We start from the raw sequence: 14110 nt of genomic DNA on the forward strand, positions 1-14110 counted from the left end.
TGTGAGATGTCGTCAAACCCCACCTGCCCCACCGATGAAAGCGCCCGCGCGATCCGGACCTTCACCGCCTCGGCCCGGCCCGTCGATCTGGCGTTCTGGCTGGACCGGCTCGAGACTGAGAAGGCCGGCGCGGAGTTCGCGAAGCTGGACCGGGCGCGGCAGGCCGAGGTGTTCGGCTGCCTGCCCCTTGATCTGCAGGCGGAGCTGGCGCGGCGTGTGCCGCACCAAGATCTGGTGCGCATCGTTGCCGGGTTGAACGCGGATGACCGTGTGGATCTGTTCAACCGTCTGACCCCCGAGGCGCAGGTCCGGCTGGCGCAGGATCTGGAACCGAAGGCGCAGGCGGATATCCGACGTCTTGCGGGCTATGCCGAGGAAAGCGCCGGCGCGATCATGACATCGGACTACGCGGTGCTGGACGCGGATATGACCGCGCGGGCCGCGCTGGACGCCCTGCGGCAACAGGCGACCGGGTCCGAGACGATCTATCGTTCATACGTGGTGGATGCCGATCACCGGCTGATCGGGTCGGTGCGGCTGCATGCCTTGGTTCTGGCGGCCGAGGAGACACCGTTGACCGAGATCATGGAAACCGAGCCGGTGTCCGTCACCTCGGACACCGATCAGGAGATCGTGGGCCAGATGGTGGCGCGCTACGACCTGTTGGCGATTCCGGTGGTGGATGGCGGCGGGCGATTGGTCGGGATCGTGACCCATGACGACGCGACTGACGTGATGGAGGCCGAGGCCACGGAAGACTTCCAGAAGATGTCCCACGTGTTGCCCTTCAAGCAGACCATGCGCCGCGCGGCGATCGGCACGCTGTATTCCCGGCGGATCGTCTGGCTGGCGCTGCTGGTGTTCGGCAACCTCTTTTCCGGCGCGGGGATCGCCTATTTCGAGGACATGATCCTTGCCTATGTGTCGCTGGTCTTCTTCCTGCCCCTGTTGATCGACAGCAGTGGCAACGCGGGGGCGCAGTCGGCCACGTTGATGGTGCGGGCGTTGGCGACGGGCGATGTGGAAATGAAGGACTGGCGCGACCTGATCCTGCGCGAAGTGGCCGTCGCGGCGGCGTTGGGCGCGACGATGGCGGCGGTGGTCTTTCCGCTGGGCGCATGGCGGGGCGGGGTCGATGTGGCGATCACGGTAGGGCTGACGATGTTCGTCGTGGTGCTGATCGGCAGTCTGGTGGGCATGTCGCTGCCGTTCCTGCTCAGCCGGTTGCGGCTGGACCCGGCGACGGCCAGCGGGCCGCTGGTGACGACGATTTCCGACGCGATGGGCGTGCTGATCTATTTCTCCATCGCGACGCTGGTGCTGAGTTTGTGAGCGCCATCCCGCCCGATGAAACCGGTGGCGCACTCACGCAAAAGCCCCGGTCAAGACCGGGGCTGGCGCAAGAGGCTAGGTCCGCGTCAGGCTGCGAGGCCGCCTGTGGTCCCGTGCGGGGCTGTGCTGCGCTGTTCGTCCGCACGGGGCAGACCCAGATCGCGGTCGGTGAAACCGCTCACCGCCTGCCGGATCTGCGAGCGTTCGATGCCGATGTCGCGCAACTGGTCATCGTCCATCGCGCGAAGCTGGGCTATGGCGCGGCGACGCTGCACTTGCCGCACAACCATCCGCGCCAGTCGACGGGTGAGGGTCGCGACCGACTCGCCCCTTGCTGCGCTGGCGGCATCGCGGATCATTTCACGGGTGATATAGACAGACATTTCATCCTCCAGTTCAAAGCTGACAAATCCCGACGCAGCGAAGGCCCGAGACCCGGCCAAAGGCTGCGTCGTCCTGTTCGAGTGATCCTGACGGGATCGGCCACCCCGAGGCGTGGACAGGCAATGCGCCCGCCCGCCCGGGGGCTACCGGCGGTTCAGAAGACTTCCTGCGGCGTGCAGGAACCTCTTGTGAAAGCTGAACGTCATCATGCCTGTGATATGGCCATCACGACGGGGGCATTCAAGCCTGCGCGCCGGGGCTGCGACCTTTCGCGCATCGCCTTGGCAAAGCCCGGTCGTCGGTCGCGCAAATGAGCCGCGAAAGGGCGTGCGGGGCGGCGGTTCGATATTCTCAGGCCGTGCTTTTCTGCTATGTCGGAGCCCATGGACATCATTCTGATCACCACCATCATCGCGTCGCTGTTTTTGCTCATCGCCGCGGCGGAACCGCTGGCGAGCTATCTGCGGCTGCCCTTTGCGGTGATCATCGCCTGTCTGGGCATCCTGATCGGCCTCGGGGCCGCGTTTTTCCTGTACACCGACCTGACCGATGCGCTGAACCCGGTGGCGGCGGCGATCCTCGCGCTGCCGATCCGGTCGAACGTGTTTTTGTATGTGTTCCTGCCGACGCTGGTGTTTCAGGTCACGCTGGGGCTGAACCTGCGGCGCATGGCGGACGACTGGGTGCCGATCCTTGTGCTGGCGGTCGTGGCGGTCTTCGTGGCGACCTTCGTGGTGGGCTATTCGCTGGCGCTTGTCAGCTCACTGTCGCTGGCGGCGGCGCTGCTGGTGGGGGCCATCGTCTCGACCACCGACCCGTCGGCGGTGGTGAGCATCTTCCGCTCGATCTCGGCCCCGCGGCGGCTGGCACGGATCATCGAGGGCGAGAGCCTGCTGAACGACGCCGCCGCGATCGCGCTGGCGGCGCTGTTTCTCGATTACGTCAAGGCGGGCGTGCCGGACCCGTCCGTGCAAAGCGCGCTGGCGCGGCTACCGGTGCTGCTGCTGGGCGGGGCCGTCACCGGCTGGGTCGCGGCGCGGATCGCGATCTGGATCATGGCGCTGTTCGCGCGCTACGAATTGGCGGTGATCTCGGTCTCTATCGCCCTGCCCTATCTGGCCTATATCACCGCCGAGCAAAGCATCGGCGCTTCGGGCGTGATCGCGGTGGTGGTCGCGGCGATGACGCTGCAACTGACCGGCCCGCGCAGGCTGCCGCCCACCACATGGGCCAACCTGCGTGACGTCTGGGACCTGCTGGCCCATTGGGCCGGGGCGCTGATCTTCGTGCTGGCCGCGCTGCTGATCCCACGCATGCTGGAAACCGTGGGTCTGTCCGATCTGGCGCTGATTTTCGTGGTGGTGGCGGCGGCCATCGCGGCGCGGGCGGTGATCCTGTATTTGCTGTTGCCGCTGCTGACCCGGATGGGCCTGTCGCCGGTGGTCGAACGCCCCTACCGGGTGGCGATCCTGTGGGGGGGCCTGCGCGGCGCGGTCACGCTGTCGCTGGCGCTGGCGGTGACCGAAAGCGCGCTGGTGCCGGCCGAGATCAAGCGGCAGGTGGCGATCCTTGCGACCGGCTTCACGCTGTTCACGCTGCTGGTGCAGGGCACGACCCTGCGTTCGGTGATCGGCTGGCTGGGGCTCGACAGGCTCTCCCCGCTGGACAACGCGCTGTATCGGCAGGTGATCGCAGTGGCGCTGCAGACCGTGCGTGCGGACATCGCGCGGGTGACCGAGAACTACGACCTGTCGCAAGAGACGGTCCGCTCGGAGGCGAAGCGCTTCGGCGAGCGGTTGGACATCGTGGTGAAGGCGGCGGATGAGGCGACGGACATTCCCGACCGCGACCGGATCACGCTGGGTCTGATCGCGCTGGCCAGCGCCGAGCGCGACCTGATCGTGGACCGCTTCCGCGACCGGACGATTTCGTCGGCGCTGTCGGAACAGCTTTTGGCCAATGCGGACGCGCTGATCGAAGCGTCGCGCTTCAACGGGCGCAGCGGATACAAGGCCGCCGCGCGGCGCAGTCTGGGCTTCGACCGCTGGCTGCGCGGCGCGGTGTTCCTGCACAACCGGCTGCGGATTTCCAAGCCGCTGGCGCATCTGATGGCGACCCGCTTCGGCATCCTGCTGTCGCAACGGCTGATCCTGCGCGATCTGCACGGCTTCATCGACGGGCGCATCCGGCGGATCCACGGCCGGCGCGTGGCCGAACTGCTGCACACGATGCTGGACCGGCGGATCGAGATGGTGGAACAGGCGCTGGAGGGGCTGCAATTGCAGTTTCCGGGCTACGCCGAAGAAATGGAGCGCCGGATCATCCGTCGCACCGCCCTGCGGCTGGAGGAACGCGAATACGACACATTGCTTGAGGACGGGCTGATCGGGGAGGAGGTGCACAGCGCCCTGACCCAAGACATCGGCGCGCGACGCGACCGGGCGGAACGGGCCCCGCGGCTGGATCTGGCGTTGCAAAAGGTCGAACTGGTGCGCCGCTTCCCGCTGTTCACCGATATGGATGACGCCGTGCTGACGCGCCTGTCGCGCACGCTCAAGACGCGATACGTCAACCCCGGTGAGGTGATCCTGACCCGCGAGAGCGTGATCAAACGGGTCTATTTCGTGGCCTCGGGCGCGGTCGAACTGGCGGCGGCGGGTCAGACTTGGCGTTTGGGCCGCGGCGAGATGTTCGGGCAGGTGGGGCTTTTGATGCGCCGGCCGCAACGGATCGAGGTGCGGGCCATTGCGCCGACGACGCTGCTGGTGCTGGAGGAGGAGCGGTTCCTGCGGCTGATGAAGCGCAGCGAGGTGATCCAGAACGCCGTGCGCGCAGGCGCCGAGAAACGCGGGATCACGCTGCAGTAGGCCCAAGGCGCACAGGCGGGGCCGATGCAAGTGCACCGGCCCCTCCGGTCAGTTCGTCGTGTCGGAGACCGGTCTGCGTTTTGACACACGCCATAATTGCGGTTCTGATTCGAAAAAGTCGAAAAAGTGATTGGCGAAACTTTGTTAACGCAATTGGCGGCAATTAGGCGATGTCGGAGACATTGCTTCCGGAAGCGCAAACAAGGGGCGGGGAATGGGGCAAAGGTGGGGCGCTTGCGGTCAGGGTGCAGAGACCCCCTTGGCCTTCGCGGTCTGTGCGGCTTGACCGGCGGGGCGGTAGAACAGCAGCCGGAGGGCGTTCATCGTGACCAGCACCGTGGCGCCGGTGTCCGCAAGGATTGCGATCCAGAGGCCGGTGATCCCCAGCAGGGTCGTGACCAGAAAGACCGCCTTCAACCCCAGCGCGATGGCGATGTTCTGGCGGATGTTCGACATTGCGGCGCGGGCCAGCCGGATGGTGCCCGCAACGTCGACAACACGGTTGCGCAGGATCGCGGCGTCGGCGGTCTCGAGCGCCACATCGGTGCCCGAGCCCATGGCAACGCCCACATGGGCGGCGGCCAGCGCGGGCGCGTCGTTGATGCCGTCGCCGATCATCATCACCAGCGCGTCGCCGGTCAGGTCGCGGATCGCGGTGACCTTGTCTTCGGGCATGAGTTCGGCCCGTTGGTCGATCCCCAGCCCGGTGGCGATGGCGCGGGCGGTGCGGGCGTTGTCGCCGGTCAACATCAGCGGCGTAATGCCCAGCCCGCGCAGTTGCGCCACCGCAGCGGGCGCGTCGGCGCGCGGTTCATCACGCAGCGCGATCAGGCCTTGGGGGCGGTTGGCACGCAGGATTAGCACGACGGTCTTGCCTTGGGCCTCGAGCGTTTGCACCCGGGTCTGAAGATCGGGCGACAGTGCGCCACGCTCTGCTGCCAAGCGCGGCGAGCCGACGCAGATCATGGCCCCGCTGATCTGCGCCTCCGCCCCTTTTCCGGGCAGCGCGCGCCCCTCGGTGGCAACGGCGGCGTTGATGCCCTGCTGCTCGGCCAAAGCGCAGATCGCTTGCCCGAGGGGGTGGCTGGTGCCGCTTTCGACCCCGGCGGCAAGGGCCAGAAGCTCGGCTTCGGTGCCGGTCAACGGGGTCACATCGGTCACGCGGGGGCGCCCATGGGTGAGCGTGCCGGTCTTGTCGAAGGCCACGTGGGTGGTGCGGGCCGCGGCCTCGATCACCGCGCCGCCCTTCATCAGCAACCCGTTGCGGGCGCCCGTGGACAGGGCCGAGGTGATGGACGCCGGGACCGAGATGACAAGCGCGCAGGGACAGCCGATCAGCAGCAGGGCAAGCGCGCGGTAGATCCAGTCGCCCCACGCCAGACCGAAGGCCAGCGGCGGGACCAGTGCGACCAGCAGCGCCGCCCCGACCACGGCGGGCATATAGACCCGGCTGAAGCGGTCAATGAACCGCTCGGTGGGGGCGCGGGCGCTTTCGGCCTCTTCCACGAGGCGCACGATGCGGGCGATGGTGTTGTCTGCGGCGGCCTTGGTGACCCACACCCGCAGCACCGCTTCGGCGTTGATCGAGCCCGCGAAAACCTGCGCGCCCGGCTCCTTGAGGATCGGCACGCTTTCACCGGTCACCGGGCTTTCGTCCACGCCCGAGGTGCCGCTGAGCACCTCGCCGTCGCAGGGCACCCGGTCGCCGGGGCGCACCTGCACCACCTGCCCCACCTGCAACCGGTCGGCCGCAACCTCGCGCGGGCCGGCGTCCGTTTCCAGCCGCGCGGTCTTCGGCACGAGCTTCGACAGGGCGCGGATGCTGTCACGCGCCTTGCCCGCCGAGACTCCTTCAAGCAGCTCACCCACGGCAAAGAGGAAGACGACCAGCGCGGCCTCTTCCGCCTCACCGATCACCAGTGCGCCGGTGGCGGCAATGGTCATCAACATCTCGATCGTGAAGGGCATGCCCGCGCGCGTCATGGCAACGGCCCGCCGCGCCACAGGGAGCAGACCGATCAGGGTGGCCAGCGCAAAAACCCAATGGGAAAGGTCCGCCGGCACCACAAGGCGCGAAGCCCAGGCGAGGGCGAGCAAGGCACCGTTGCCGATCACCAACCGGCCCTTGGCGGTTGCGAACCACGACGGGCCGGGCGCTTCGGGGGGCGCGGCGGGACTGTCTTGAGCCTCTTCGACCGGGGACGCATCCGCAGCCGGAAACGCGCCGTCGGGCAGGATGAAACTGCCCTTGGGTTTCTCGGGCGCTGCCCCCTTGGGCGCGATGCCGAAGCCGACCCCGCGCACCGCCTTTTCGACCTTCGCCGCGGTGGTGCGGCTTTCGTCCAAGGTCAGGCGCAGCCGTTCGGCCATGAGCGCAACATCGACATCGGCGACGCCGGGCAGGCGCTGGACGGCCCCGCGCACCTTCGACGCGCAGGCCCCGCAGTCCATGCCTGTCACCCGCCATTCGCGCTGTGCTGCTTCGCCGTTTGCCATGCTGAGTCTCCGCCTGTGGGTCGTGTTCAGCACTGGATATAGGACCTCGAGCCGCTAGAGGTTCAAGGGCTTTGTTAAGAGTTTTCACCGCCCGTGGGGGCAGCGGCTTGTGCCGCGACGATGGTAAACCTATGAAGACTAGAGGTAAGGGGATGCCCTATGTTTTCCATCGGCACTTTGGCAAAGCGGACCGGCACCAAGGTGCCGACGATCCGCTATTACGAGCAGATCGGCCTGATGCCCGAACCGGGACGAACCGAAGGGGGGCAGCGCCGCTATGACGCGGCAGCGCTCGACCGGCTGGCGTTCATCCGGCATTCCCGACAGCTCGGCTTTTCGCTCGACGCGATCCGCGAACTTCTGGATCTCTCTGACAGCCCCGACCGGTCCTGCGCGCAGATTGACGCGGTGGCGCAGAGACAACTCTCAGACGTTGAGGCGCGCATCGCCCGGCTTGAGGCGCTGCGGGGTGAGCTGCGGCGGATGATCCGCGACTGCAACGCCGACCGCGTGAGCGAGTGCCGCGTTCTGGAAGTGCTGCGCGACCACGACGAATGCCTTGCCAGCCACGACGAACCGGGCGGCTGAGATCGGGCAATGGGCGCCACGCAGACGGTGGTCGGGTTGCGCAGTTTTTCGCGGCGCAAAATTTCCGCGCTGCGAAAGACTATGCGCGATCCTACACCCGTTCAGAAATCCAAATTTTCCACCGACAGGGCGTTTTGCTGGATGAATTCGCGGCGGGGTTCGACGACGTCGCCCATGAGTTTGGTGAAAATGTCGTCCGCCTCGGTCACGTCTTCGATCCGGACCTGCAACAGGGTGCGTGCGTCGGGGTCGAGGGTGGTTTCCCAGAGTTGCTCGGGGTTCATCTCGCCCAGGCCCTTGTAGCGCTGCAACGACAGGCCGCGCTCGCCCTCTTCCAGGATCGCCTGCAGCAGATCGAGGGGGCCATAAATCGTTTGCACCCGATCCTTGCGGACCAGCGTGGCGGGGGTGGCGTAAACCTCTTGCAGGTGCTCGGTGAAAGAGCCGGTCTTGCGCGCCTCACCGGAGCGGAGCATGGGGCCGTCCAGCGTGCGCACCTCTTCCACGCCGCGCAGGATGCGGGTCAGGCGCACGCCCTTGTCCTGCGTGATCCGGCCCTGCCAGCCGCGTTCCCATTCGTTGGCAATCAGGTCGAGCCGCTGGGCCACCTTGTCGGCCACGCCTTGCAAGTCGCTCTCCACCGCGCCGGGCACGAAAGCCCCGGCGATGGCGGCCTGTTCGAGGATGTGGCGGGGATAATGGGTCGGGAAAGCGTCGAGCAGCCGCTTCAGGCGCCCGGCTTCATCCACAACGCGGCGCAGGTCGGCGCCGGTGATCTCCTCACCGCTGCCCAGCCGCAGCATCGCGCCCTCGACCCCCTGTTCGGTGAGGTAGTTGTCCATCGCCGCCTGATCCTTGAGGTAAACCTCGGACTTGCCGCGCGACACTTTGTAAAGCGGCGGCTGCGCGATGTAGAGGTGCCCGCGTTCGATCAGTTCCGGCATCTGGCGGAAGAAGAACGTCAGCAGCAGGGTGCGGATGTGGGCCCCGTCCACGTCGGCGTCGGTCATGATGACGATCTTGTGGTAGCGCAGCTTGTCGATGTTGAATTCGTCGCGCCCGATTCCGGTGCCAAGCGCCATGACGAGGTTGCCAATTTCCTGACTGCCGAGCATCCGGTCGAACCGCGCGCGTTCCACGTTGAGGATTTTCCCCTTGAGCGGCAGGATCGCCTGCGTCTGACGGTCCCGGCCGGTCTGGGCGGAGCCACCGGCAGAGTCCCCCTCGACGATGAAGACTTCGGTCTTCGACGGGTCCTTTTCGGAACAGTCTTTCAGCTTCCCGGCAAGGAAGTTGACGTCCATCGCGGTCTTGCGGCGGGTCAGCTCACGCGCCTTGCGCGCGGCTTCGCGGGCCAGCGCGGCCTCAACGATCTTGCCGACGACGATCTTGGCGATGTTGGGATTTTCCTCGAACCATTCGGCCAGCTTTTCGTTCATCAGGCTTTCGACGGCGGGGCGCACTTCGGAGCTGACGAGCTTGTCCTTGGTCTGGGACGAGAACTTCGGGTCGGGCACCTTGACCGAGAGCACGCAGGTCAGGCCTTCGCGCGCGTCATCACCGGTGAAGCTGACCTTTTCCTTTTTCGCGATCCCCGAGGAGAGCGCATAGGCGTTGATCGTGCGGGTCAGCGCGGCGCGGAAACCGGCCATGTGGGTGCCGCCGTCGCGCTGGGGGATGTTGTTGGTGAAGGGCAGCACCATTTCATTGTAGCTGTCGTTCCACCACATCGCGACCTCGACCCCGATGTCGTCCTTCTCGCCGACGACATAGATCGGCTCTTCCATGACCGGGGTTTTCGACCGGTCGATGTATTTAACGAATTCCTTGACGCCGCCTTCGTAATAAAGCTCGGTCCGCAGGGGCTCGGCCGGACGCTCATCGGTGAGGATGATGCGCACGCCGGAGTTCAGGAAGGCCAGTTCACGCAGGCGCTTTTCCAGCGTCTCGAAGGAATAGTCGCGGTTGCTGAAGGTTTCGGTGCTGGCAAGGAAACGGACTTCGGTTCCGGTGTGGCCGTTTGAATCGCCCACGACCTCGAGGTGCTTGGTGGTAAAGCCGCCCTCGAACCGCGCGACATGCTCTTTCCCGTCGCGCCAGATGCGCAACTCAAGCCAGTCGGACAGCGCGTTGACGACCGAAACGCCGACCCCGTGCAGACCGCCGGAGACCTTGTAGGAGTTGCTGTCGAATTTGCCGCCCGCGTGCAGCTGGGTCATGATGACCTCGGCCGCGGAAACGCCTTCTTCCTCGTGGATGTCCACGGGAATGCCGCGGCCGTTGTCGCTCACCGAGACGGAGCCATCGGCGTGGATTTTGACGTTCACCGCGTCCGCATGACCGGCCAAAGCCTCATCAATGCCGTTGTCCACGACCTCATACACCATATGGTGCAGGCCCGAGCCGTCGTCCGTGTCCCCGATATACATGCCGGGGCGCTTGCGGACCGCCTCTAACCCTTTGAGAACCTTGATGGAACTGGCGCCGTATTCGTCCGGCTGCTGCTGCGCGTCGGTCATTGTGGACCCTTTGTTATTTACCTGCCGAAACATACCGATTTCGCGGGGGGATGTCACGCGATGCGGGCATATTTTATTGGGCTTTGAACGGGGCGGGGCGGGGGCTGCGCGGGGCTTGCGTCAGCCCACCGTCCGCACGTCCGACTGCTGGTCGGTTTCGGTGACTTCGACGTATTGCGCGCGGGCGCCCAGCGCGTCGAACAGATCGCGTTCGGTGCCCGTCATGAAGGCCTGCGCCCCCAGCGCCGAAATCTCGTCATAAAGCGCGGCGCGGCGGGCGGCGTCGAGATGGGCGGCCACCTCATCGAGCAGAAGCACCGGCGGCGCGCCGAAGTCGGCCGCAAGGGCGCGGGCGTTGGCGAGGATCAGCGAGATCAGCAGCGCCTTCTGCTCTCCGGTGGAGCAGTCTTTCGCCGCGACGTCTTTGGCCGCATAGATCGCCCCCAGATCGGCCCGGTGCGGCCCCACGAGCGTGCGCCCCGCCGCCATGTCGCGCGGTCGGCTGGCGGCGAGGGCTTCAGCCAGCGCGCCAGCCTCCTGCGGTGTCTCACAGGCAGGCTCGGCGTGGGTCAACGACAGGCTGGCCACGGGAAAGGCGGTCTCGGCCTCGGCCTGCGCCTGCTCCAGCAGCGACAGCGCCCGGGTGCGGTTGCGGTGGATCTGCGCGCCGGCGTCCGCCATCTGCTTCTCGAGCGCGCCGTACCAATGGGCATCGCGCACCATGTCTTTCAGCAGCCGGTTGCGTTCGCGCATGGCCTTTTCATAGGTCAGCACAGTGTCCCCGTGGCTTGGTTCGAATGACAGGGTAGCGCGGTCCAGAAACCGCCGCCGCCCTTCGGCCCCCTCGATCCACAGCCGGTCCATTGAGGGGATCAGCCAGAGCACGCGGGCGATCCGGCCCAGCGCGGCCTGCGCTGCAGCCTTGCCGTCGATCCGGGTCTGGCGCGCGGCACCGCCTTGGGACCAGGTCTCGATCTCGTGCGCCCGCCCCAGCGAGGTCACATCCGCGCGCACTTTCCAGCCCACCGCCTCGGGCCGCCGCGTCATCTCTTCCGAGCTGGCCCGCCGCAAGCCGCGCCCGGGCGACAGGATCGACACGGCCTCAAGCACGTTGGTCTTGCCCGCCCCATTGGGTCCGAAAATCGCCACCGGCCGCCCGTCCAGCTCAAGCGCCGCACGCCGGTGCGAGCGGAAATGCGACAGGGTCAGCGAAGATAGAAAAAGGGCCGACATTATGCGCGGCCCTCCTTCTTCATCTGACTGAATAAACTCAAATCCGACAGCGGATCACACCCGCATCGGCATGACGACGTAAACCGCGCTGGTGTCATTGCCTTCGCGCATCAACGTGGGATCGCCGGAAGAATTGAACATGAACACGGCATTCTCGCGGTCCACCTGACTTGCGATTTCCAGCAGGTATTTCGCGTTGAAGCCGATCTCGAGCCGCTCATCGCCATAGGCCACGGCGAGTTCTTCTTCCGCCGCACCGGTGTCTGGCGCGTTGACCGACAGGATCAGGCGATCTTCGTCCAACTGCAGCTTCACCGCGCGGGACCGGTCCGAGGCGACGGTGGCCACGCGGTCCACGGCCTTGGCGAATTCGGCGGCGTCCACTTCCATCTTGCGGGTGTTGCCTTGGGGAATCACGCGGGTGTAGTCAGGGAAGGTGCCGTCGATCACCTTGGACGTCAGGGTGATGTCGGGGGTGGCGAACCGGATCTTGGTCTCGGACACCGAAACCGCGATCTGCATCTCGTCATCATCGAGCAGCTTGCGCAGCTCGCCCACGGTCTTGCGCGGCACGATGACGCCCGCCATGGCTTCTGCCCCTTCGGGCAGATCGGCATCGACGCGGGCCAGCCGGTGCCCGTCAGTCGCCACGCAGCGCAGCACCTTGCCGCCATCGGCGTCGGCCACATGCATGTAAACGCCGTTGAGGTAATAGCGCGTCTCTTCGGTCGAGATGGCGAACTTGGATTTGTCGAACAGGCGGCGCAGCACCGGTGCGGGGGCCGAGAAGTTGGCCGCGTAATCAGACGTCGCCATCACCGGAAAATCTTCTTTCGGAAGGGTGGCGAGCGAAAAGTTCGAGCGCCCCGCCTCGATCGTCAGCCGGCCCGACGCGCCGTCCTCGGTCAGGGACACCAGCGCGCCGTCGGGCAGCTTGCGGACAATTTCGTTCAGGGTGACGGCGGAAACGGTGGTGGCTCCCGCCCGTTCCACCTGCGCCGGGGCGGTGTCGACCACTTCGATATCAAGGTCGGTGGCGCGGAAGGTGGCGGTCGACCCCTCGGCCTCGATCAACACGTTGGCGAGGATCGGGATGGTGTTGCGCCGCTCCACAACCGACTGGGCTTGCGCCACGGCCTTGAGCAGTGTTGCGCGTTCGATGCTGAGTTTCATGGCCGTGATCTCCGATTGTCTTGCCCGCAGTGTGTCGGGAAGGCGAAACTACCCGTTTCGCCCGCGTTCACAAGCATTTTGTGGAGGGTTGCGGCCCCCGTGGCAAGGGGCCGGGCATCCGGGCCGCCGCTTTAGTCTTCCAGCGCGCGGCGCAGCAGTTCCAGATCGTCGGCAATCTGGCTGTCGGACTGGCGCAATTCGTCGATCTTGCGCACCCCGTGCATGATGGTCGTGTGATCGCGCTTGCCAAATTTGCGGCCGATCTCGGGCAGGCTGCGGGTGGTCATCTGCTTGCACAGCCACATGGCCACTTGCCGCGGCCGGGCCAGCGTGCGCGTGCGCTTGGGGCCCAGCATATCGGACAGGCGGATGTCGTAGTGCTCGGACACCTTGCGCTGGATTTCTTCGATGGTGAGCTTGCGATCCGAGGCGCGCAGGATGTCGCTGAGGCAATCCTGCGCCATCTCGACCGTGACCGTGCGCCCGACGAGAGAGGCGAGCGCATAGAGGCGGTTCAACGCCCCTTCCAGCACGCGCACGTTGCTTGAGATGCGGTGCGCAAGGAATTCCAGCACGCCGGGGGCGATGTCCACGCCGGGATAGACGTTCAGATAGGTTTCCTGCTTGGCGTGCAACACGCCAAGGCGCAGTTCGTAATCGGTGGGGTGCAGATCGACGACAAGGCCGCACTGCAGGCGCGACTTGATCCGCTCGCTCAGATCGCGGATTTCACCGGGCGCACGGTCGGCCGAGATGATGAGCTGTTTGTTCTGGTCCACAAGCGCGTTGAACGTGTGGAAGAATTCCTCTTGCGTGGATTCCTTGCCTTCAAGGAACTGGATGTCATCGACCATCAGGATGTCGACCGACCGGAAGTGCTGCTTGAAGTCCATCATCTTGCGGTCGCGCAGGGCCGAAATGAAGCGATAGATGAACTGGTCAGCCGAGATGTAGAGCACGTTGAGGTCCGGGCGACGCTGGCCCAGCTCATGGGCGATGGCGTGCATCAGGTGCGTCTTGCCCAAGCCGACGCCGCCGTACAGGAACAGCGGGTTGAAGGTGACGGGGCCGCCTTCGGCCACGCGCTTGGCGGCGGCGTGGGCCAGCTCGTTCGGTTTGCCGACGACGAAATTGTCGAAGGTGAACCGCTGGTCGGGGCGGGCATCGGCGGCGGGGGTCACGGCCTTGGGGGCGGCGGGCTTCTCAGGGGTGTTCGCGGCGCTTTCAACCTTGAAAGCCAGCCGCTGCACCGACAGCCCGTGCCGGTTGAGGTGATAGATGATCTGGTCGCCATAGGTCTTGCTGACGTAATCACCGACAAAGGGGTTGGGCGCGGCCAGATGGGCGACGCCTTCATCGGTGGTGACAAGCGACAAAGGCTCGATCCAGCTTTTGAAATTGCCAGCGCCAATGGCGGACCGCATATCCGTTTTGACCTGTTCCCACTGCATCTTGCTCATCCTTGACCCCGATTGTCCCAGTCTGTGTTGTTCCAAACGGCGGAGTGATCCGCCCCTC

General features: G+C 65.8%; 9 protein-coding genes. 3 read left to right on the forward strand and 6 right to left on the reverse strand.

Annotation, left to right across the window (positions count from 1 at the left end; all coding sequences use genetic code 11):
* Nucleotides 1–6 precede the first annotated feature (6 nt).
* Complete coding sequence (gene mgtE / locus DC363_RS02900; RefSeq protein WP_108639642.1) at nucleotides 7–1332, forward strand: magnesium transporter; 1326 nt, start codon at nucleotides 7–9, stop codon at nucleotides 1330–1332.
* A gap of 86 nt (nucleotides 1333–1418) precedes the next feature.
* On the opposite strand, the gene DC363_RS02905 is transcribed toward mgtE, so the two are convergent.
* A complete protein-coding gene (locus DC363_RS02905; protein WP_196778366.1) occupies nucleotides 1419–1715 on the reverse strand; it encodes a DUF1127 domain-containing protein in 297 nt (98 codons plus the stop codon).
* Nucleotides 1716–2099: 384 nt separating this feature from the next.
* On the opposite strand from DC363_RS02905, the gene DC363_RS02910 reads away from it, so the two are divergent.
* Nucleotides 2100–4583, forward strand: a complete 2484-nt coding sequence (locus tag DC363_RS02910; RefSeq protein ID WP_108639936.1) for a cation:proton antiporter — start codon at nucleotides 2100–2102, stop codon at nucleotides 4581–4583.
* A gap of 240 nt (nucleotides 4584–4823) precedes the next feature.
* Here the strand turns inward: DC363_RS02910 and DC363_RS02915 are convergent, their stop codons facing one another.
* The gene (locus tag DC363_RS02915) at nucleotides 4824–7079 is read right to left on the reverse strand and encodes a heavy metal translocating P-type ATPase (protein WP_108639643.1); all 2256 of its coding nucleotides are present in this window, start codon (nucleotides 7077–7079) and stop codon (nucleotides 4824–4826) included.
* 159 nt (nucleotides 7080–7238) lie between these two features.
* On the opposite strand from DC363_RS02915, the gene DC363_RS02920 reads away from it, so the two are divergent.
* Nucleotides 7239–7667: a MerR family transcriptional regulator gene (locus tag DC363_RS02920; RefSeq protein WP_108639644.1), complete on the forward strand. Its 429-nt coding sequence runs from the start codon at nucleotides 7239–7241 to the stop codon at nucleotides 7665–7667.
* 101 nt (nucleotides 7668–7768) lie between these two features.
* Here DC363_RS02920 and gyrB read toward each other — a convergent pair whose 3' ends face one another.
* From gyrB to dnaA, 4 genes are all read right to left on the reverse strand, one after another.
* Entirely contained in the window at nucleotides 7769–10186 is a 2418-nt protein-coding gene (gyrB, locus tag DC363_RS02925; RefSeq protein ID WP_108639645.1) for a DNA topoisomerase (ATP-hydrolyzing) subunit B, read from the reverse strand.
* Nucleotides 10187–10306: 120 nt separating this feature from the next.
* Nucleotides 10307–11419 carry a DNA replication/repair protein RecF gene (gene recF, locus DC363_RS02930; protein ID WP_108639646.1) on the reverse strand — a complete coding sequence of 371 codons (1113 nt, stop codon included), beginning with the start codon at nucleotides 11417–11419 and terminating at the stop codon, nucleotides 10307–10309.
* Nucleotides 11420–11473: 54 nt separating this feature from the next.
* Nucleotides 11474–12592: a DNA polymerase III subunit beta gene (gene dnaN / locus DC363_RS02935; protein ID WP_108639647.1), complete on the reverse strand. Its 1119-nt coding sequence runs from the start codon at nucleotides 12590–12592 to the stop codon at nucleotides 11474–11476.
* Nucleotides 12593–12723: 131 nt separating this feature from the next.
* Entirely contained in the window at nucleotides 12724–14052 is a 1329-nt protein-coding gene (gene dnaA, locus DC363_RS02940; RefSeq protein WP_241962903.1) for a chromosomal replication initiator protein DnaA, read from the reverse strand.
* Between the last annotated feature and the right edge of the window lie 58 nt (nucleotides 14053–14110).

It is taken from the genome of Thalassorhabdomicrobium marinisediminis (genome assembly GCF_003072065.1).
Taxonomy (GTDB): Bacteria; Pseudomonadota; Alphaproteobacteria; order Rhodobacterales; family Rhodobacteraceae; genus Octadecabacter; species Octadecabacter marinisediminis.

Coding starts and splice junctions, on each gene's coding strand:
- DC363_RS02920 (WP_108639644.1), top strand. CDS start 7,239: ATGTTTTCCATCGGCACTTTGGCAAAGCGGACCGGCACCAAGGTGCCG.
- recF (WP_108639646.1), bottom strand. CDS start 11,419: ATGTCGGCCCTTTTTCTATCTTCGCTGACCCTGTCGCATTTCCGCTCG.
- mgtE (WP_108639642.1), top strand. CDS start 7: ATGTCGTCAAACCCCACCTGCCCCACCGATGAAAGCGCCCGCGCGATC.
- DC363_RS02915 (WP_108639643.1), bottom strand. CDS start 7,079: ATGGCAAACGGCGAAGCAGCACAGCGCGAATGGCGGGTGACAGGCATG.
- dnaN (WP_108639647.1), bottom strand. CDS start 12,592: ATGAAACTCAGCATCGAACGCGCAACACTGCTCAAGGCCGTGGCGCAA.
- DC363_RS02905 (WP_196778366.1), bottom strand. CDS start 1,715: ATGTCTGTCTATATCACCCGTGAAATGATCCGCGATGCCGCCAGCGCA.
- DC363_RS02910 (WP_108639936.1), top strand. CDS start 2,100: ATGGACATCATTCTGATCACCACCATCATCGCGTCGCTGTTTTTGCTC.
- dnaA (WP_241962903.1), bottom strand. CDS start 14,052: ATGAGCAAGATGCAGTGGGAACAGGTCAAAACGGATATGCGGTCCGCC.
- gyrB (WP_108639645.1), bottom strand. CDS start 10,186: ATGACCGACGCGCAGCAGCAGCCGGACGAATACGGCGCCAGTTCCATC.